Origin of the sequence: Ewingella sp. S1.OA.A_B6 (genome assembly GCF_049889095.1) — a bacterium.
In the GTDB taxonomy this organism is placed as follows: Bacteria; Pseudomonadota; Gammaproteobacteria; order Enterobacterales; family Enterobacteriaceae; genus Ewingella.
This window is the reverse complement of the sequence record NZ_JBLJFK010000017.1, coordinates 39,006-58,170: the sequence shown is the minus strand read 5'-3', so window position 1 is coordinate 58,170 and position 19,165 is coordinate 39,006. Positions and strand designations below refer to the sequence as shown.

At 47.6% G+C, this 19,165-nt stretch carries 19 protein-coding genes; 8 read left to right on the top strand and 11 right to left on the bottom strand.

Annotated elements, in window-relative coordinates; translation table 11 throughout:
* The first annotated feature begins 5 nt into the window (after positions 1-5).
* A complete protein-coding gene (locus ACMV8I_RS20175; RefSeq protein ID WP_498866970.1) occupies positions 6-329 on the top strand; it encodes a TA system toxin CbtA family protein in 324 nt (107 codons plus the stop codon).
* Between the two features lie 140 nt (positions 330-469).
* On the opposite strand, the gene ACMV8I_RS20170 is transcribed toward ACMV8I_RS20175, so the two are convergent.
* Entirely contained in the window at positions 470-790 is a 321-nt protein-coding gene (locus ACMV8I_RS20170) for a hypothetical protein (protein WP_498866969.1), read from the bottom strand.
* Between the two features lie 42 nt (positions 791-832).
* Between ACMV8I_RS20170 and ACMV8I_RS20165 the strand changes: the two genes are divergently transcribed.
* Positions 833-1,060 carry an MmyB family transcriptional regulator gene (locus ACMV8I_RS20165; RefSeq protein WP_498866981.1) on the top strand — a complete coding sequence of 76 codons (228 nt, stop codon included), beginning with the start codon at positions 833-835 and terminating at the stop codon, positions 1,058-1,060.
* 1,481 nt (positions 1,061-2,541) lie between these two features.
* On the opposite strand, the gene ACMV8I_RS20160 is transcribed toward ACMV8I_RS20165, so the two are convergent.
* The 9 genes from ACMV8I_RS20160 to ACMV8I_RS20120 all read right to left on the bottom strand — a co-directional run bounded on the left by ACMV8I_RS20160 (position 2,542) and on the right by ACMV8I_RS20120 (position 12,598).
* Positions 2,542-3,105: a YagU family protein gene (locus ACMV8I_RS20160; RefSeq protein WP_498866968.1), complete on the bottom strand. Its 564-nt coding sequence runs from the start codon at positions 3,103-3,105 to the stop codon at positions 2,542-2,544.
* Positions 3,106-3,217: 112 nt separating this feature from the next.
* A complete protein-coding gene (locus ACMV8I_RS20155; protein WP_498866967.1) occupies positions 3,218-4,225 on the bottom strand; it encodes a LacI family DNA-binding transcriptional regulator in 1,008 nt (335 codons plus the stop codon).
* Positions 4,226-4,292: 67 nt separating this feature from the next.
* The gene (locus ACMV8I_RS20150) at positions 4,293-5,801 is read right to left on the bottom strand and encodes a tripartite tricarboxylate transporter permease (RefSeq protein ID WP_498866966.1); all 1,509 of its coding nucleotides are present in this window, start codon (positions 5,799-5,801) and stop codon (positions 4,293-4,295) included.
* An 18-nt stretch (positions 5,802-5,819) separates the two neighbouring features.
* Positions 5,820-6,278, bottom strand: a complete 459-nt coding sequence (locus ACMV8I_RS20145; RefSeq protein WP_498866965.1) for a tripartite tricarboxylate transporter TctB family protein — start codon at positions 6,276-6,278, stop codon at positions 5,820-5,822.
* 69 nt (positions 6,279-6,347) lie between these two features.
* A complete protein-coding gene (locus ACMV8I_RS20140) occupies positions 6,348-7,319 on the bottom strand; it encodes a tripartite tricarboxylate transporter substrate binding protein (RefSeq protein ID WP_498866964.1) in 972 nt (323 codons plus the stop codon).
* A 16-nt stretch (positions 7,320-7,335) separates the two neighbouring features.
* Positions 7,336-8,385 (bottom strand): sialidase family protein, encoded by a 1,050-nt coding sequence (locus ACMV8I_RS20135; protein WP_498866963.1) that lies wholly within the window; start codon positions 8,383-8,385, stop codon positions 7,336-7,338.
* A 4-nt stretch (positions 8,386-8,389) separates the two neighbouring features.
* Positions 8,390-9,322, bottom strand: a complete 933-nt coding sequence (locus tag ACMV8I_RS20130; RefSeq protein ID WP_498866962.1) for a dihydrodipicolinate synthase family protein — start codon at positions 9,320-9,322, stop codon at positions 8,390-8,392.
* Positions 9,323-9,331: 9 nt separating this feature from the next.
* Positions 9,332-10,981, bottom strand: a complete 1,650-nt coding sequence (locus ACMV8I_RS20125) for a signal transduction protein (RefSeq protein WP_498866961.1) — start codon at positions 10,979-10,981, stop codon at positions 9,332-9,334.
* 18 nt (positions 10,982-10,999) lie between these two features.
* Positions 11,000-12,598: an FGGY-family carbohydrate kinase gene (locus tag ACMV8I_RS20120; RefSeq protein ID WP_498866960.1), complete on the bottom strand. Its 1,599-nt coding sequence runs from the start codon at positions 12,596-12,598 to the stop codon at positions 11,000-11,002.
* Between the two features lie 367 nt (positions 12,599-12,965).
* Here ACMV8I_RS20120 and ACMV8I_RS20115 point away from each other — a divergent pair, with 367 nt between their 5' ends.
* From ACMV8I_RS20115 to ACMV8I_RS20090, 6 genes are all read left to right on the top strand, one after another.
* The gene (locus tag ACMV8I_RS20115; RefSeq protein WP_498866959.1) at positions 12,966-14,516 is read left to right on the top strand and encodes a methyl-accepting chemotaxis protein; all 1,551 of its coding nucleotides are present in this window, start codon (positions 12,966-12,968) and stop codon (positions 14,514-14,516) included.
* Between the two features lie 386 nt (positions 14,517-14,902).
* On the top strand, positions 14,903-16,084 hold the full coding sequence (locus ACMV8I_RS20110; protein ID WP_498866958.1) for an iron-containing alcohol dehydrogenase: 1,182 nt from the start codon (positions 14,903-14,905) through the stop codon (positions 16,082-16,084).
* Positions 16,085-16,354: 270 nt separating this feature from the next.
* Positions 16,355-16,672, top strand: a complete 318-nt coding sequence (locus tag ACMV8I_RS20105; RefSeq protein ID WP_498866957.1) for an ArsR/SmtB family transcription factor — start codon at positions 16,355-16,357, stop codon at positions 16,670-16,672.
* Positions 16,669-17,199, top strand: coding sequence for a rhodanese family protein (locus ACMV8I_RS20100; protein WP_498866956.1), 531 nt, complete (start codon positions 16,669-16,671; stop codon positions 17,197-17,199). Before ACMV8I_RS20105 ends, ACMV8I_RS20100 begins: the two co-directional genes overlap by 4 nt.
* A 43-nt stretch (positions 17,200-17,242) precedes the next feature.
* Positions 17,243-17,644, top strand: a complete 402-nt coding sequence (locus ACMV8I_RS20095) for a VOC family protein (protein ID WP_498866955.1) — start codon at positions 17,243-17,245, stop codon at positions 17,642-17,644.
* Between the two features lie 196 nt (positions 17,645-17,840).
* The gene (locus tag ACMV8I_RS20090) at positions 17,841-18,545 is read left to right on the top strand and encodes a GNAT family N-acetyltransferase (protein WP_498866954.1); all 705 of its coding nucleotides are present in this window, start codon (positions 17,841-17,843) and stop codon (positions 18,543-18,545) included.
* An 8-nt stretch (positions 18,546-18,553) separates the two neighbouring features.
* On the opposite strand, the gene ACMV8I_RS20085 is transcribed toward ACMV8I_RS20090, so the two are convergent.
* Positions 18,554-19,108 (bottom strand): GNAT family N-acetyltransferase, encoded by a 555-nt coding sequence (locus ACMV8I_RS20085; protein WP_498866953.1) that lies wholly within the window; start codon positions 19,106-19,108, stop codon positions 18,554-18,556.
* Positions 19,109-19,165 lie beyond the last annotated feature (57 nt).

Genomic DNA, 19,165 nt, shown 5'->3' with positions numbered 1-19,165 from the left:
TAACTATGCAAACTTTACCCGTATCCCCGACACGGGAGGCTCAACCCTGCCTGTCACCCGTGGTCGTCTGGAAACAACTCCTGACGTACCTGTTTGAGCGCCATTACGGCCTGACGCTTAATGACACCCCGTTCCACTATGAGTCGGTTATTCAGGAACATATCGAGTCCGGTATCTCGCTGAAAGATGCCGTGAATTTTGTGGTCGAGCGCTATGGTCTGCTACGCATTGATCGCAGTGGTTTTTCGTTCACGGAACAACCACCGTTAATTACCTACGTCAATATCCTGCAGGCACGTCGAGCTACAGGTTTGATGCTTCGGCCATGAGTATAAGCATTTATACCTCCCGAAACTTATAGCATTCAACAAGTTGGAGGCATCAAAACAAGAAGGATAACCTTTGATAAAAATGTAGCGATATTCCCTCATAAATTGCTTTAGGCCCAAAGCAAAAGTTGAATCAAGTTTTAAGATTTATAAATCATTAAGTTAGAAGATGAATTCAGACTCCCCCAGCGCTGAGCGATATCATTGAGCAGCCCTGTGCCAGTCGGATGCCACCCGATCTTTTGCTGCGTGATCGCGTTCGAGGCAGACATATCCTTGCTCGCGAACATATTCAGCCAGCCAAACTGCACATCGGCTTTATTCGCTGGCTCGTCGAGCCTTCGGCCAATGACTTCAGCAATAGCGCGGAACGTGATCGCGCTCGGCGGTCGCGTGGTAGCGCGAACCCGCTGCATGCTTTTCGAGAGCCAACCGGAATAGAAGCACTGTATCGCTGACATGCGTGGCCGACCAACAGTTTTGGCCCTCGCCGATATAGGCCGATTGAGCAGTCTTGCGCGCGTAGCCCTGAGTTCGCATCACTCTGGCGCAATAGTGACGTGCGCCTGCATGGCGAGGGTACCAAGCGCCTGCGCCATCCGGCGCTTGGAATCATAACGCTGGAGTATTCGGGATTTGCTGTGGATGGCCGTCCCGATCTTGGCATGATTGTCTCTAATCCGACAATGGACACAGATGCCGATCTCATTCGATCGCTTATGGGCGGGTAGTGAGGCACGGTTGCAAATAGCGGGGGATGATTGCTTTGATTGAAGGAGCGGCGCATGGCCACCTCTTCAATGTCATTGAATACGATCGGGGAAAGCTGTAGAGAATAGCCAATCCAGATGTCGGATTTTAAATCCCTTAAGACGGTGTATACGACGACAAAAGGGATAGAAACAATCCGGGCATTGCGTAAAAATCGGGCTTCGCTCTGGTATTACGGACATTTTCAGAGAAAAGTACGTCTGCTGAATAAATTTTCCGACCTCTGAATTCTCCTGGAAAGAAGATGACTCAAATCAGATCCCTTTTTCAACAGTACTTTATTATCTACTAACGCATATTTTTCAATCTCCACACATGATTGTTTCTGTTTTTTAATTTAAAGAAAATCCAAGGTGAAAACCAAGATATCAATATTAATAGTGGATCTAAAAAAATAGATAATTTAATAAAATTCTGATTCTGATAAATTAATATCATTAAGAATGCAGAAATTAAAATCAAAAAAAATCGCAAGTATAAAATTAAAGTTCTCGTCCGACTATTAATATACCCTCTCGTCATTTCAGCGCCACAATTGAAACATTTAGCAGGATCTTTTTTTAATTTACTAGTGCAAAATCCGCATACGGAGTCATCGTTAACATTTTTTTTCATAACAAACCTTTATTTCTCTGCTGCGTCTAAAATTCATTAGCATTGCTTAACGAATTAAGTACCTTGGTTACTCTTATTGATGGTTAATCCACCTTTAAATTCTATCTTACAGAAACACTTTAAAAATTAGCAAGTGGAGTTTTTATTAACCCTCAAAAGATTTTAAAATCATACCGCCATGCATTTGTAATCATTTCGTAAACTAAGCTTATTCTTATTTAGAGATCGGGTAGCTAACACTAATACAAACAGATCAGTGGGCTTATAAATACAATGTAGAGCTAAGACTTATCCGGCAGGTTATGGCCACCATTGCCATAACCGTATTTCTTTACGGAGTCTGTCTGTTCGCAAAGTGGGTACCTTAGATCAGTTTTAGCCGTCATGCTGACATGTTCGGCTTTATGGGAAATTTCGCCGTACGTAGAATTTTTATTAACATAAAATGGAATCAATAAGTCACTGAGTGGCCCGCAGCGGCAGGAGGAATACGCGTTTTAGCATCAATACAGTGGAAATAATCCGCTTAAAATGATGTTGCGGACGCCCCAGTGAAGACGTCTTGGGCTGGCCGACTCATCAAACCCAGAGTGTCAGGATGGATGAACGCCTTATTGTAGGCTGTCCTGGTGGGTGATTTTGGATTTTTTTGCCACGGGATACCGCGATATCATCAGGATATGTGGTGATCTGATCCGGATGGAGGACAAAAGTTCGATTTATTCAGCAAAACTTCATGAGGCAGAAAAGGATACGTAGAAGATACGCCGATCCTGTATGCAAAAATAAAAACCCGCATTCGCGGGTTTTTATGTTCATTCGAGATTTATCGGAAAGTGGCATTCAGAGGAACTTCCGCATCAGGCTCATGCGTTATTCTGTTTCTTAAGTCACGTCGAATCATCTCGATCGCCCAGAACCAGAAAATGTGCCCCACTAACTCAGATAAATACTCATCAAAGGGTATTCCTGATAATTGCGGGCTCAGTCCCAGTAGCGGGAAACTAATCCAGTGCACTGCAACAGTAGCAATAATACCCGCCATCGCCCCTTGCCATAACTTTACCTTTGGAAAAACTTCAGCGACTACACAGTAGCCTACCGCAAAGACAAGGGAGAAAATGATATGAGTAATATGCACAGGGTTTATTATATGTTCAGAGAATTGGTATACCGTTTGGGTCGGATCAATACCTAAATAATCTCTGAGGAACAGGAACGGGGGATTAAATGCATCACGTCCGCCTGAGAAGGTACGAGGTGGCAACGGAACTTCTGCTCCCCATTTAACAAAGGCTGACATTATACCAGCAATGATTCCGACAAAGAGAGCAACGCCATATCTGCGCCTAGCTGGAGGTGTCATTACAAAAAAAACTTTCATTTTCATAGTCCATATCGCATAAGGTGATGCTTGATAAGACTAAAGAATTATAATTCGAAAGATTTGATCTTGATCACATTCATCTCACTTTGTAAGAAAACGTAAGTGTCATTCAATGTCAGCCTGATTTTCTCTGTCGAAAGATCAGTTCCGCTTTTGCTGTCGCGCTACTTTTGGATACTGAACCTTCCAACTTACCTATCATCAACTGACAGGCTTTCTCGACAAGTTGTTTCTCATTCTGGCGCATTGACCAGATATTATTGGCCAAAAAACTCAGCATAATATTATCATCGAATGTGCCAATATTTATATCGTTTGGAATATAACCGTAACGTTCACGCAAGACGCTTAACGCGCCTTGTAATACCGGCAACGAGGATGCGATAAAATTCTGCGGCCAGCATTGGTGGCGATCGATAAATTGCGCCATCAAACTTGCACCATCGCTGATACGGTTATGTTCTGCATAAGTAATGTCCGTATCAGGTACTGTAATACCCTGCTCTGCCATCGCTCTATGAAAGCCACTGAGGCGATCGATTATCGTTGGCGAGGAAGGATCTGCCACAAAAAAATATATTGATTTAGAGGTATATTCCAACATTGCTCGGGTAAGCCGATACCCGCTATCACTGTTGTCAGTGGTCACGCAGGTTGCATTTTTAATAGCAAAATCACGGTCCAGAAACACCAGCGCTTTTTTACGATGTTTTAAATGATGAGCCTGACACGCCGCTTCGGTAGCGGCGATAAAAATACCATCGACGTTGCGTTCTTCCAGCGACTTCACCAGCAAGTTTTCATAATGAGCATCCCCATTAGAGCAGCTAATCATCAACTGATAACCTAACTCACGGCACGACGCCTCCAGTTGTTCGGCCAGCGCAGAGAAGAACGGGTTTGACAGTCTGGGGATCACCAAACCGAAGATGTTGCTTTTGTTCAGTTTCAAGCTGCGGGCGGTGAGATTAATGGTATAGCTGTGCTGCTTAACGTATTGATTTATTTTTTCTTGCGTTGCCAGGCTAATACGATATTTACCCGCGTTGCCATTGAGCACCGCGCGTACCGTTGTGATTGAAACCCCCAAATCCTTTGCGATTTCATCAACTGTTTTTGCCATCGTCATGCATTCCTTTTAGGTGAAATAGCCGGGCCATTGCTGCTGGGTCGGCCCGGGTTACTAATGTTTAGCCTGGCTGTTTACGCCATAATGCCTTGAGACGTGGGCCGATAATAGGTAACAAGAGTGTCACCAGAGCGATGCCCAGAAAAATAGCGCACACCGGGCGAGTCAGGAAAATGGAGGGATCTCCTTCTGAAATCACCAGCGCACGACGGAAATTCGATTCCGCCATCGGCCCGAGAATAATACCAATAACAATGGGCGACATGGAAAAATCTAGCTTAATCATGATGTAAGCCACTATCCCAGAACCCATCATCACAAATACGTCAGTCATATCATGATTAACTGAGTAAGCACCGACGGAGCAGAGTGCGAAAATGATCGGTACCAGAACACGGCGCGGCACATTCATCACTTTTGCAAACAGTCGCATACCGAGAAAACCCATAATGCCCATGAAAATATTGGCGGCGAACAGCCCGATAAATATGGCATTAACTTCCACCGGATGATCGGTGAAAAGTTGCGGTCCCAGCGCAAGCCCCTGAACCATAAATGCCCCCATAATAATGGCTGTTGCGCCGTCACCGGGGATCCCCAGGGTCATCAACGGTACCATTGCGCCACCCGCGACGGCATTCGCTCCGGCCTCAGGAGCAGAAACGCCTTCCGGTGAGCCGTGACCAAATTCTTCAGGATGTTTCGACCAACGTTTGGCTTCGTTGTAGGCAATAAATGACGCAATGTCACCGCCGGTACCCGGTATAGCGCCAATGGCTGTGCCGATCACCGATGAGCGAATATAGGTAGGTAATACGCGTTTTAAATCTTTCAACGTTGGCAGGATGCGATGGATCTTGCTCTGTATTTTATGCACCACGCCGGATATCCGTTCGCGGTGGTCTTCTTCAAGACTCATGAGCCCCTGTGAGAACGCGAATAAGCCGACAAGAACCGGAATAAATGAGATACCGCCCATCAGATACACGGAGTCAAAGGTAAAACGCATGCCACTGGACATGGGATCAAGACCAATGGTGGCAATAAACAGACCCAGTGCCCCACCCATTAATCCTTTAATCACGGACTGAGAGGAGACGCTGGTAATAATACTGATACCGAAAACTGCCAGCGCGAAATATTCGGCCGAAGAAAAACCGGTCGCGACTTTTGCCAGTAAAGGAGCGATGAGTATCAACGCGATAGTACTGAATACACCGCCAAACATTGAGGCAGCAGTGGATAAACCCAGGGCACGTCCCGCTTCTCCACGTTTTGCCATTGGGTAACCATCCAGTACTGTCGCGGCAGAAGCCGGCGTTCCTGGTGTGCTTATCAGAATGGCGGTAATAGATCCGCCGTAGACTGCGCCACAATAAACTCCCAGCAGCATCAATATGCCGGTCATTCCCTGAAAGGAATACGTCAGGGGCAGTAGAAGAGCGATCCCCATATTAACCGTCAGGCCGGGTAACGCACCAATAATTATCCCCGCCAGAACACCTAATAATATCATGCCGGTGGTTTCAAAACTGAATACAAGCAACAGGGCATTTAAAATATCGGTCATTGTGATTCCCTTATTAACTCATTCGGAAAAAATCGATTCCGGCAGGGGCGAATTAAATACAACAGTAAAGGCAACATAAATGCAGGCGACAATAAGGACTGACGCGATGAAAATGAAAACGGGCCGTTTCTCACCCATAATGCGCATAATGACAGGAATAAGAATCAGCGATGAAGCAATAAAGCCGGCATAACATAATGCAACGGCATAAACAGCCATGATCCCCGTTACCAGATAAACCTTGCGCACGGCGGGAGAAGAAAGATCAACGGCAGCATCACTGGCTGCTCTTTTTTTATAAACATCAATCCATTGCAATATGCCAAGACCAATAAGAAGCCATGCCAGGCAAAATGGCCAAAAACGGTCTCCCGGTATCCCGGCGTGGTCAAACATATCCATGTTGCGGGAGAAAAAAATAATAGCGATCCCAAATATGATTGAAACAGCACCGACAACGTTATTCTGCTTACACATAATGCCATCCCGATAAGTCAAGTCGACGCTTCCCGGCCACAGTCAGTAGTGTGTCAGGAAGCGCTGATATTATTTTTTCACGTCTTCGGCAATTAATTTACCGTACATTTCATCATCTTCTTTCATCATGGTATAAGCGTCATTACCGGTGATCACGGCTGGCATAATACCTTGTTTTTTCAATGCTTCCTGGTATGCAGGGGTTTTCACAACTTCAGAGAAGGCATCCACCAGCTGCTGCTTCACGTCGTCACTCACTTTTGCAGTGGTTGCCAACACGGCCCAGGCACGCATTTTTACGTTAATATTAAGATTCAGAGCTTCTTTAAATGTTGGCACATTCGGGAACAGAGGAAATCTTTTATCATCCATTACGCCGAGGACTTTTAATATTCCCGCATCCACCTGAGATTTTACGGAACCCGGCGTCGTCAGTACAGCATCAATATGTTCACCCACTAATGCAGCGATGGATGGGCCAGTCCCTTCGTTATAAGGAATATTATTAAATTTAGTCCCTGTAATTTTCTCAATATTCACGGCAGCAAAATAATAAATTGCGCCATTACCGGAGTTGCCGACTTTGAGTTTTCCAGGCTCTTTTTTAGCCGCGTCAATAAACTCTTGCAATGTGTTATATGGCGATTTTGCATTAACCACTAAAGATACCGGGTCAGCAATGGTCGTCGCAATGGGGGTAAAGTCTTTGTAGGTCACCGGTGATTTTCCCTCATGCGGGAACATAGCCAGTTCAACGGTCGTCATTACCAGTTTGTAGCCATCCGGGCGCGCTTTAGCCACTTCCAGCAGCCCCGTTATACCGTTGCCCGCCGGTTTATTCACCGGGATCATCATTGTGCCTTTCGGCATTTTATCCCGCGCGAATTCAATTATCGTTCGGGCTGATGTGTCCGTACCACCACCAGGATTTTTCGGGATCACCACTTCAATATTTTTCTTTGGATAGGTTAACATTTGTTCCGCCTGTACGGAGGCAAACGGAAGCATCATGAATAGGGCACAAAGCAGGTTCTTTTTCATCAGGTACTCCATTATTTTAGTTATTGTAGGTAATGTTTTGATAAATGATGTTCTTGCGGTTCCACGTCCAGGTCAGGTGAATTACGCCCTCTTTCTGTACGATAGCAGGGTAAGAAAACTCCCCCTCGCCGTGTTCGAGAATCCAGGGTTTTGACCAGCTTTCGCCGTTATCTTCGGAATGCTGTAGCGCGATGGGATAACGCCGTCCCCAGTTTCCGGCGACGGGGTTACAGGCCAGAATCAGATCACCGTTATCCATGCGCACCATATCAAGACCACTGTTGTTATTGGGTAGCGCTGTCGCATAAGCCTGGCACCAGCTGCGACCATAATCCTGGGAATCGGCGCGATACACAGACCCTCGGGTGCTGCGCATAAGCGCATGAATGCATCCTGATGTTGACTCCCATAACGTAGGCTGGATGACACCATCCCATTGCATAACTTGCTGCAGATCGCATTCCCACAGTGCATCCTCTTTTAGCCCTTGCCACAGAGCCTTTTCATCCGTTACTTCAGGTACACAGTGCTTGATGGGGATCTCCACTTGCTGCCAGGTTAATCCCTCGTCCGCAGAGATATCGGTAAAAGCATCCCAATAGCGTGCGTCCTCTTTCGATCCAGGCGCGATCCATTCGCCATTACTCATCACCAGTATTTTGTTTTTCACCGGACCGCGTGGTTGCCGATCGCCGGTCACTAGAGGCCGGGGAATGCGCCAACTCTGGCCGTGGTCATCAGAAACCGTGACGCGAGTGGTCCAGCTGTGGACATCGCTGCCCACTTTGTAAAACAACCATAAACGTTGATGCTGGTAATGCAGAACCGGGTTCCAGTGAGCCACCTCTGCTTCACACATTATTTTACGAGCGGGTTGCCAGACCCCGGATTCACAGCGCGAAAGCCAAATTGCCGTGTCGCCCCCCCCCTCTTTCTCACCGGCGAAGTACGCGACCAGCAGGTTTTTTTCTCCGGGTAATATAACCAAGGTAGAAGCGTGGCATTGCCGGAAATCCTGTTGTTCCTCTGCAAATAGCATCTGGCGTTTCAGTTGTGTGAAGCCCATCAACTTATCTCCGAATGTCCAGTTGTTCCTGTATGTTTTCTCCCAGGCGGATCATGCTGTCGATAGCCTGTGGGAAGAATGTACCGGCGTAATTTTGGCTGTCGCGAACCCGACAGGTCATGCTGGAAAAATTCCCAATCTGTTGCTGGAATGCTTTGGCGCAAACCGGATAATCCAGGTTTTCCGCCAGTGCAGAAGTGGAAAGATAGTCAGCAAGACGCTGCGCTTTTTCTGGTTCCGTTTGCCAGTTTTCATACAGCCAGACATACAATTCAGGGTGGAAGTTAGCCATCACACCACTGTAGGCTTTACAGCCTGCCTGCAATGACGCCAGCAGTGTCTGACTGTTTGCATTCGCCAGATGGAGCCGACTGCCCTTGCTTAATGCCAATCGCCGCTCAATGATGGGCAAGCTACAGCTGGTATCCTTAATGAAGGTGAAGCGATCGCTTTGAGCACACCATGCGACGATATTGTCAGACAGCAGACGTTTGTACGGGAAAGGACATTCATAGATCCCGAGATCGACATTTACCGGCACATCGGCGATCAGCCGCTGCAACGCTTCCAGAGCCAGTTCGTCACTTTCCCCGGCAAGTGCCAGCCGGTTACTAATGAGGATCACCCCGTCCACACCGGTTTCCGACATCTTCACCAACTGCTCGCGTTGATGATGGAATGCATTGGCGGTATGACCGGACGCGACTACCGGTACGCGGCCGTCGACGCGCTCAATAATGAAACGCACCAGTTGACGGGATTCATCATCACTGAGGAAGAACATTTCACTGGACTGACAGTCGGCAAATAAGCCATGTACGCCCGCAGCAAGATACCAGTCAATCAGTCGCTCAAGCGACGCCCAGTCAATCTCTTTTTGTTGGGTGAAGGGCGTTAACATCACCGGCCATACACCGGTATATTTTGTCAAATTCATGATGATTCCCTATTGCAGCAAATTAATGGCATCGCCTGCCACCTTGACCCGAATACCCTGAGTCAAAGCCTGAGCCACGAACGCCTGAGTCACGGTGTGTAATAGCGCTTCGTCAACATAGGCAATCGTCAGATGATTACTCTGATGACCCGCCATTAACTCATCCCGCCCAACGCCATCAAGGGTGGCATTCAACAGCGGCCATTCAGGGCACGTTGCCTGATGACGGCGTTCAAACTCAGCCTCCGGTAACTCCACGGCGTGTCCGGTTCCGATGTGCATAATCACATCGCATCCTTCGTAATGGGCACGGGCCCAGATAAAGCGACCGGCTTTACCTTGCCCGCAGATGGTTGAGCCACCATAAGGGAAGTACATAGGAGGTTGGCGATAGCCGATAGCACCGGCGATGCCGCCTTTAAGATGCTCGAAAGGCACTGCACCTGAAATTTCAAAATCCCAGTAGAAGGTGCCTTCGTATTCACTGCCCCAGCGAATATCGTGGAGAGTCGTTTCTGCAGGCAAAGAGAATGAGGTTAATAAACGCCACAGCATGGTTTGCGGAATAGCCGTTCCCATATCCACTTCGTTAATGCAAGGAATAGGCTGACCTTCACAAATAATATTGCCGCGCTCATCCGGAATAGGAAAACGAGTGCTGGAGCCGATGGCCCCTTCGGCAAAGTCAGATGCCGCACAGCTTTCTTTCAAACCTTGCTGATATTGCACACCCACCGCAGACAAACCAAAACGCTGCACAAATCTCGCCATCGCAATCATCATGGCGCATTGTTCTTTCACCTGCTCACGGGTGAGTTCGGTTTTATCATCTTTGCCGAAACGGAAATCCACACCCTGATCGATATACCATTGCAGGCACTCCTCACGCAGAGAATCAGGTATTTTCGCCATTTCCACTAACAGCGCTGACTGGGAAAGTGACTCAATAGGCATACCAATGTTCACCATCGCCTGCTGCGGGAAAACACCGTTAATCATCCCCATGCAGAAAGTATCAAACAGGCCAATAATTTCTTTGTTATGCAGAACAAACTCGCCCACATTGCGACCCAGTTGGCCCGCTTCGGTTGCCATTACAGGATGGGTTGCAGGGACTGAATGCAGGTACTCCAGCGAGTGTTGTAGTGAACCGTAACGCAGCCAGGTTTTCAAACCATCGATAAACAACTCATCATCAAAGTTCTCTGACCACAAGCGTGAATACGTTTTACCCAGACTGGTTAACGACCCCGCCAGACACAGCATGCCCACCAAACCAGGCCAGGTGCCGTCGAAGTTTGCCAGTAACAGAATCGGCCCTTTATGGTGTACTAGTGACGGCGCCACATGGTGCGAATATTGCCACGCGGTGAGCAGTACGATGAGCGGCGCGTTTTCATCAATTTGTGCAAACAGATCGCTGCCCTGCCGTTGGCTGCAAATAAAACCATGGCCGCGTTCATTATCAACATCGTGGGCGCGTTTTAGTTTGTAACCCAGGCTACCCAGTGCGTACTGAAGTTTTTCTTCATACTTTTGTTGTACCGGCCAACAGGCCAGGTTGGCAGACTCACGTAAGTCCGCATTGGTGATCATCAAGATTTCATTTTTCTCTGCCGTTATTTTTTTGGGTGCGGCAGGTAGTGTTTGTGTAATCACGTCAGCTTTCCTTTTTTGTCAGTCATTCAAGGTGAGGCAGGAATTCATCAGCGACTGGTACTGCTGCTGATCCTGATACATCTGCAGATACACCTGGTATTTCGCGTCGTGGAAGGCCCGGTGCGTGTTATTGGGTTCAATGGTGCGATCCGGTCGGACCATGTGTTGTGCGGCGACGGAGAGATTGATAAAAGCACCGCAGGCCACGGCACCGGTTAGTGCTGCACCAAGGGTGACGGCATCTTCTTCCGCAACCAGGTGAATTTTGCGACCTGTTGCGTTGGCATATTCCCGCAGCCAAAGAGGATTTTTGCTGGCGCCACCACACAGCGTCAGGGTTACAACCTTTTGTCCGTTAGCTTCCATCGTGTCGATGATATGTCGGGTGCCGTAAGCAATGGCCTGCAAGGTGGCGAGGTAAAGACGTGTGAGTTGCAAAGGGCTACTTTCCAGGGTTAATCCCGCCACCATGCCTTTTAATGTCGCATCAGCTCGTGGGGAACGGTTGCCATGGTGATCGCCCAGCACATGCAGCTGTTGTGTAGGGTAAGGTTCTTCTTTTTCCAGGTGAGCCACTCGCTCATTGAGCAAGGTGTAGGGACTACATCCCCGTGCAGTCGCGTCATCATTTAGCGCATCCCAGTGCTCGCTTTGGTGTAGCGTCCATTCCACCAATGCCCCGGCAGCACTTTGCCCGCCCTCATTTAGCCACCAACCTGGATACATCGCCCCGTAGTAGGGACCCCACACGCCGGGCACATATTTAGCATCCTGGCTTATGATCATATGACAATTGGAGGTGCCACTTATCAGCGCCAAATTACCTTGCGGCTGTTCAGCAACTAATGCCAGCCCACCGGCGTGAGCATCAATCATGCCACTGGCAATCACGACTGCGGTGCTGAGCCCCAACTGCTGCGCCACATCAGTTTGTAAATGTCCGACAGACTCGCCGATATTGACGATACGAGGCGGGATTTTTTCAGTGACCTCAGTCAGATTAATCGCGTCAAGCAGGCTATGGCTAAAACGCGCTTCGTGGGCCAGATAGTTCCATTTACAGGTGAGAGTACAGATACTGGCAGCATCCGCACCGCTGGCTCGCCAGACCAGGTAATCGGCTAAATCGAAAAAGCGCCATACCGTCTGATAACGCTCAGGATAATGAGTCTTTAACCAGAGAATTTTCGGCAACTGCATCTCGATGCTAACGCGGCCTCCGACATACTGTAATGCCGGGTCTTGGGTGGCATTGATGCGCTGTGTTTCCTGCCCGGCACGATGATCCATCCACATGATAATGTCATGCTCAGCCTGGTCCGAATGGGCAACTGAAATTGGCTCCCCCCGTTTGCCCACAGCCACGAGTGAACAGGTAGCATCGAAACCAATAGACGCTATTTGCGCCGCATCAACTTTTGCCAGGATGACGGCCTCACGGACGGTGACACATACCTGTTGCCAGATATCCGCAGAGGATTGCTCAACAAAATTTTCGCCGGAGTGAAATTGAAAAATAGGGCGAATGGAGAACGCCAGGCGCACCCCTTCGGCGGTATAAATACCTGCCCGAACACTGGCCGATCCAACATCAATTCCGATGAATAGCTGTTCCATTTCGATCCCTTTGATATGTTGCTGCGTCGAGAAAGCATCATGTTCAAGGGATTGGTTAAAAACAACTCAATATTGTTTGAATTGTGATCAGTACGGCAAAGCTCAAAAATCAACCCACACAATAGCCACAACTAACTCATTGTAAAATAACAAGAGAATGAATTTAAGGTAAATATCAGCAGAGGAGGGTTTGAGGCAATCAGTTTTGCGAGTTGGTTGAATAAATCGAATTTTGAGTCGCTATCAGGATCCGGGCATAACGCTTATGCAAAATATATCTTTGCAGCCGTGATTGTCATAAATAATTAATCATTAGTTTTTCGCGGCCGATACTCAAAGTTCAAACAACTGAAATGAGCCTGCAACGATGAAATTATCAACACGACTTATTACCGGTTTTACAGCAATGATTATTTTGCTGTTGATCACCGCTTCTGCAGGCCTGTACGGTTTGGGAAAACTGCAAGACCAACTCCATGTGATCGTCAACGTAAATCAGAATGAAACCCAGTTTGTCGTCACCATGACGTCCACCGTGCGGGATCGGGCTATTGCTGTCAGGAACCTGGCATTGATCACTAATCAGAACGACCTAAATACAGAGTGGGCAAGGTTCGTGGCGCAGTCTGAAATCTACAGTAAAAACAAGGAAATGCTTAAAAAACTATTCGACCAGGAGCCGACAACGACGGAAACAGAAGTTCAGCTTATGGCGTTAATAGAAAAAAATGAAATTGCAGCGATGCCTTCACTGACCAAAGCAGCCCAACTGGGCAAAAGCAATAATCCTCAGGAAGCAGCAAGGGTTTTGCTGGAAGAGGCAAGACCGTTGCAAAGAGTGTGGTTGGACAATCTCAGCAAGTTGACCGATTTTGAAAACGTGCTCAATGCCCAAGCTGGGACCGATGCACAGAAAGTCTACTCTACAGTTTTCAATCTATTAATTCTGTTAACCCTTATTTCAATCCTGTGCGGCGGTGCACTTGCGTTTCTGATCACCCGAAGCGTTCTTAAACAACTCGGTGGTGAGCCGGCACTTGCCCAGTCAATAACGGCCATTATTGCATCAGGAGATCTGAGCCAAAACATCACTCTTTCGGAAAAAGACACCGGCAGCCTCATATTTTCACTGAGTATGATGCAAAACCGCCTCCGAAATATTGTGAGTGAGATAAAGCAGACGGCAGATTCAATTTCACTCGCGTCAGATGAAATCGCTCAGGGCAATACCGAATTGTCGGCAAGAACCGAAGAACAGGCAGCTGCACTGCAGGAAACGGCAGCCAGCATGGAGCAACTGACATCAACTGTGAAACTCAACACTGAAAACGCGGCTGAGGCGACCCAAAGTGCCAGACTGACGTCGCAGAAAACAGATCAGGGAGGCAGCTCAGTCAAAAAAATGATTTCCATGATGGGCAGCATCTCCGGGAGTTCGACGAAAGTGGCCGAAATTATAAAGGTTATTGAAAGCATTGCTTTTCAGACCAATATTCTTGCGCTTAACGCAGCGGTAGAAGCCGCGCGGGCTGGTGAGCAAGGCCGTGGCTTTGCCGTGGTAGCCGGTGAGGTCCGAACGCTCGCACAGCGTAGCTCCGTGGCAGCCAAAGAGATTAAACAGCTAATCGACGAATCAGTGGGTTTTGTCAAAGAGGGCACTGTCGTTGCGAACGATACCGGCAGGGTTATTGAAGACATTATTCAATCAATCAATGACGTGTCGACCGTGATGGGCGAGATTTCGCTGGCATCAGGAGAACAGAGTCAGGGCATCATGCAGGTAAACGTGGCGGTTAGCCAAATGGAGAGTGTCACACAGCAAAACGCCTCGCTGGTAGAGGAGGCCTCCGCGGCAACGCAGTCTCTTGCCGAGCAGGCTCGTAGCCTGAAGCAGATGGTTCAAGTGTTTATTGTCTGACGTTCAAAGGGCGTCAGGCTTTACGTCTGACGCCTCTTCCTTCGATGTTTTGCTCCTGCCAAAAGTGTTTTTAGACAGTCTTCAAACCACCCGCCTCTCTTCAGTCTAAAATACCGGCAAAATATGAACAGGAATATTATCAGCACCGATAACATGCCTGGATCACTGGAGCAATTCATCCTTCACACGATCAACCTTACTTTTTGTGAGGCAATGCACAAATGTTATATGGTTTTCATATACTATCCATTCAATGCTTGCAACGTCAGTGCAGGTATTATGAATGTTATAATTTTTCATGTTTTTAAATTGATATTATATTTCGTAAATATCATTATGTTTATTATCGCCAACACATAAATCGCCAATTGAAATCAGAGGGCAATATGTCAACTTATTATTTTTTACCTACAAGAAATATTTTTGGTGAAGGTAGTGTACGAGAAGCAGGCGATTTAGCGAAGACATTAAAGGCGGAAAAAATATTAATTGTTACCGATAGTTTTCTTGCCCAAAGTGGCATGGCGGAAAAAATTTCTGAAATTTATAAAAAGGTTGGAATTAGCACACATATTTTCAGTGGTGCAGAGCCAAACCCTACAGATAAAAATGTTGTTGATGGGATTAAAGCCTACCGTGAAAATGGTTGCAACTCGATAGTTTCTCTTGGTGGCGGATCGTCACACGACTGTGCCAAAGGTATTGGCCTTGTGGCCTCTAACGGTGGTGATATTAAGGATTTTGAAGGCGTTGATAAATCCGTTAACGATATGATCCCATTAATGGCAATTAATACCACAGCAGGGACAGCATCTGAAATTACTCGTTTTTGTATAATCACTGATACTAAACGTAAAGTTAAGATGGCTATCATCGACTGGCGTGTCACACCACAAATTTCGATTAATGATCCCGAGTTAATGGTGGGTATGCCGCCTTCATTAACAGCAGCAACAGGAATGGATGCATTAACTCATGCTATCGAAGCCTATGTATCAACCATGGCAAATCCGCTTACAGATGCCGCAGCTTTAAAAGCAATAGAAATGATCACTCAGTATTTACCTAAGGCTGTTGCTAATGGTGAATATATGAAAGCCAGAAGTAACATGGCTTATGCTCAATATTTAGCCGGCATTGCATTTAATAATGCCTCCTTAGGTTATGTACATGCGATGGCTCATCAGCTTGGCGGTTTTTATAATTTACCGCATGGTGTTTGCAATGCAATTCTATTACCTTACGTTGCATCATTTAACTTAATGAGTAATCTTAATCGCTTTAAGGATATTGCTAAAGCCATGGGGGAAAATATAATCGGTCTTTCATCTGATGATGCCGCGATTAAAGCGATCAAAGCTATCCAAAGATTAAGTAAACAAGTTGGCATTCCCCACGATCTGAAAAGTCTGGGGGTTAAACCCGAAGACTTTGCTGTTATGGCAGAGAATGCTAAAAAAGATGTATGTCAACTTACCAACCCCCGTAAAGCAACGAAAGAACAGGTGATTGAGCTGTTCAGAAAGGCTTATGAAGGCGAGTCCGCGATTGAGTGTTGGGAAGAATAGAGCCTAAGCACATAGGCTGTGACCCTGGTCCGCGTCTTAAGTGCGATGGCGGATGCAGGTATGCATGAAAATGTAAACGTTGCCTGGGATATTACTCACTCAGGCGACTATTTTGTCTAAATCTGATTTATTCAACCAAGCCCAACATCCCCTAAAGCAGCCAAATTCTCGCACTGAGCTGAAGAGTTAATCTGTAAATCTTTTTGTTGCATTGTTGCACCATTTATTTTAGATTTTACTAAAATTAGAAAACTCTAAAATAAAAAACTCATGACAGACACCGAACTAACCCTGCTGCAAGAAAGTGCCAGTTTGGCATCAAAGCTTCTTAAATCAATGAGTAATGCTAACCGGCTCTTGATCCTTTGCATGCTGGTTGACTCCCCGGGTACGTCCGCAGGCGACCTTAGTCATTTGACCGGATTAAGCCCTTCAGCAACCTCTCAGCATCTGGCGAGGATGAAAGATGAAGGGCTGATTGAATGCGCCAGAGAGGGGCAGAAGATGAACTACTTCATAAAAAACGTCGCCGTTAAAACAATTATCGGCACATTAAGAGACATTTACTGCCCTGAGGATTTCAAATGACGCCTAAATCCGTTACGCCTATAGAAGCGAAAGCACTCATAGAGCATGGAGCCGTTATGATTGATATTCGCGAACCTGCTGAATTTTTGCGTGAACATGTGCCTGGCGCTATCTCCTTTCCGCTATCAGACATAATTGCAGGCAAAAGCATTGGAGGTTTATCCGTACAGCAGCCCGTTATCTTTCACTGTCAGGCCGGGTCGCGCACTATCCAAAATGCTGAAGTTCTCATCAGGGCCGCGCGGGCTTCCTCTGTGGTGTTACTCGCAGGAGGAATTAACGCCTGGAAAAACGCAGACCTTCCAACGCTCGAAGATAAAAAACAGCCGATCCCTATCATGCGACAAGTCCAGATTGTCACAGGAACGCTGATTCTCGTTGGTATCGTGCTGGGATATACCCTGGATAAAAACTTATTTTTACTCTCTGGCTTTGTCGGGGCTGGATTGCTCTTCGCTGGCCTGAGTGGCTGGTGTGGAATGGCGATTTTTCTTGCAAAAATGCCATGGAACCGACTGAAGCGTTAAGGACTGGGCCCACTCACTCCCCCTTTTTATATGAGGAATCAGAATGTTTTCCCATCTTTGCATCGGCGTAAACGATTTTGATCGGGCATGCGTTTTTTATTCGGCGATAGCTCGAATTATGGGTCTGGAACTCAAATTCAGCGACAGTGAACGGGCTTGGGCTGGCTGGCAAACACCTGGAATACTGCGTCCGATATTGATTATTAACAAACCGATGGACGGAGAGTCTGCCACAGCCGGAAACGGTCAAATGGTGGCGTTCCTTGCCGAAAACCGCGCACAGGTTGAACGTATTTATCAGGCTGCGCTGAAACATGGTGCTACCTGTGAAGGCCCCCCAGGGCTGCGTCCGCATTATCATGAACACTATTTTGGCGCTTACTTTCGCGATCCTGATGGCAACAAACTCTGCATTTGTTGCCATCAGCCAGAGCCAGCCGGTTAGCATTATTTCGGCTAACGATCTGCGCATATTATACATCGTGCCGTGTAATGCTGCCCCACAGGGCGTTGAGAGAGAATCAGTATCTTCAGCACCGCAGGCAGGCGTTACCTTAAGATCAGCATACTTTGGTTGCAGCGTTGTCAGGCTTCTGATTTTATAGAGACTATTCACTGGCGAAATGGAAACGGAAACAGACATGACAACGCTCAATCACTTTGGTCAACCTCTTGGTGAAGCTCTGCCCGACTGGAAACCACGCGAACGGCCGCACTCTCTTCAGCTCAATGGCCGTTTTTGCAGGCTTGAACCGCTGGATACCGCGCTTCACAGTGAGGCTCTGTTCTCAGCCTGGCACAGCATCGATGACAACCGTGACTGGACCTATTTTTCCTCCGAACGTCCGGCCACGCAGGCAGAGTGTGATGCGTTGATCACCCGCAATGCGGCAAGTCAGGATCCGCTGTTTTTTGCCGTTGTCGATAACACGACCCAGCGCGCAATTGGCAGCGTCGCGCTGATGCGCATTGATCCGGTCAACGGCGTGGCTGAAATTGGTTGGGTGAACTGGTCGCCGCTGATGAAACGCTCGAGCTATGGAACTGAGGCTATCTTCCTGCTCTTGAAATACCTGTTTGATGATTTGCAGTACCGCCGCTGCGAATGGAAGTGCCACTTCATGAACGCAGCGTCCAATGCGGCGGCGAAAAGATTCGGCTTTCAGTTCGAGGGGAAATTCCGTCAGGTGATCGTTAACAAAGGCCACAACCGTGATACCTGCTGGTATTCCATGCTGGATAACGAATGGCCACAGCGCAAACCGGCATTCGAACAGTGGCTAAGTGCGGAGAATTTTGATGCCGAAGGCCAGCAGAAGCAGCGTCTGGAGGCCTTCAGAGAGTAAGCAGAGTATTAGCGGCGCTGCGGTTTTAGCGACGTAGACAGCAGTTGGTCGATGTCATCCCAGGCGTAAATAATATTTTTGGAAAGCCAGAGTGGGCCGGAATCGGTATAACGTCCGGCCTCTTTGCCACCCAAAGCAGTATAGAAGGCGATCGCCGGAGAATTTTCGTCAACGACGCCCAGACCCACGCCGGTAAAACCGCTATTTTTCAGTCGCTGGGCTATCTCGGTTAGCAAACAGCGCCCAATTCCCTGACGCGCAAACTGAGTGTCGACATACAACAGTTTTATTTCGGCCAGTGCACCAAACTCAACATTTCCAGACGCTGAAGCCAGCGTAAATCCGGCTAATTCACCGTTAATTTCAGCCAGCAGTACATGCTGTTTCTCTGCCGGATGCGCAAACTTATCCTGCCAGAACGCCAAACGGCGGGCTTCGTCCAGCGCCGCAAAGGCGTCGGCCGGGGCCAGTTTTCGGTAGGTATCACGCCAGACAGCCACGTGCAAACGGGCCAGTTTAGCGGCGTCAGAGGGTTTGGCATCTCTGATGGTCAGCGTAGTCACAGGAAATATCCTTAAATTTAATGGGTTAACTTTCACTTCTGGGAAGTCATTCCGCCA

What these genes read in the sequence shown, in the direction of transcription:
- ACMV8I_RS20175 (WP_498866970.1), top strand. Translation starts at nt 6, where the DNA reads ATGCAAACTTTACCCGTATCCCCGACACGGGAGGCTCAACCCTGCCTG.
- ACMV8I_RS20170 (WP_498866969.1), bottom strand. Translation starts at nt 790, where the DNA reads ATGTCAGCGATACAGTGCTTCTATTCCGGTTGGCTCTCGAAAAGCATG.
- ACMV8I_RS20160 (WP_498866968.1), bottom strand. Translation starts at nt 3,105, where the DNA reads ATGAAAATGAAAGTTTTTTTTGTAATGACACCTCCAGCTAGGCGCAGA.
- ACMV8I_RS20155 (WP_498866967.1), bottom strand. Translation starts at nt 4,225, where the DNA reads ATGGCAAAAACAGTTGATGAAATCGCAAAGGATTTGGGGGTTTCAATC.
- ACMV8I_RS20150 (WP_498866966.1), bottom strand. Translation starts at nt 5,801, where the DNA reads ATGACCGATATTTTAAATGCCCTGTTGCTTGTATTCAGTTTTGAAACC.
- ACMV8I_RS20145 (WP_498866965.1), bottom strand. Translation starts at nt 6,278, where the DNA reads ATGTGTAAGCAGAATAACGTTGTCGGTGCTGTTTCAATCATATTTGGG.
- ACMV8I_RS20140 (WP_498866964.1), bottom strand. Translation starts at nt 7,319, where the DNA reads ATGAAAAAGAACCTGCTTTGTGCCCTATTCATGATGCTTCCGTTTGCC.
- ACMV8I_RS20135 (WP_498866963.1), bottom strand. Translation starts at nt 8,385, where the DNA reads ATGGGCTTCACACAACTGAAACGCCAGATGCTATTTGCAGAGGAACAA.
- ACMV8I_RS20130 (WP_498866962.1), bottom strand. Translation starts at nt 9,322, where the DNA reads ATGAATTTGACAAAATATACCGGTGTATGGCCGGTGATGTTAACGCCC.
- ACMV8I_RS20120 (WP_498866960.1), bottom strand. Translation starts at nt 12,598, where the DNA reads ATGGAACAGCTATTCATCGGAATTGATGTTGGATCGGCCAGTGTTCGG.
- ACMV8I_RS20115 (WP_498866959.1), top strand. Translation starts at nt 12,966, where the DNA reads ATGAAATTATCAACACGACTTATTACCGGTTTTACAGCAATGATTATT.
- ACMV8I_RS20110 (WP_498866958.1), top strand. Translation starts at nt 14,903, where the DNA reads ATGTCAACTTATTATTTTTTACCTACAAGAAATATTTTTGGTGAAGGT.
- ACMV8I_RS20105 (WP_498866957.1), top strand. Translation starts at nt 16,355, where the DNA reads ATGACAGACACCGAACTAACCCTGCTGCAAGAAAGTGCCAGTTTGGCA.
- ACMV8I_RS20100 (WP_498866956.1), top strand. Translation starts at nt 16,669, where the DNA reads ATGACGCCTAAATCCGTTACGCCTATAGAAGCGAAAGCACTCATAGAG.
- ACMV8I_RS20095 (WP_498866955.1), top strand. Translation starts at nt 17,243, where the DNA reads ATGTTTTCCCATCTTTGCATCGGCGTAAACGATTTTGATCGGGCATGC.
- ACMV8I_RS20090 (WP_498866954.1), top strand. Translation starts at nt 17,841, where the DNA reads ATGACAACGCTCAATCACTTTGGTCAACCTCTTGGTGAAGCTCTGCCC.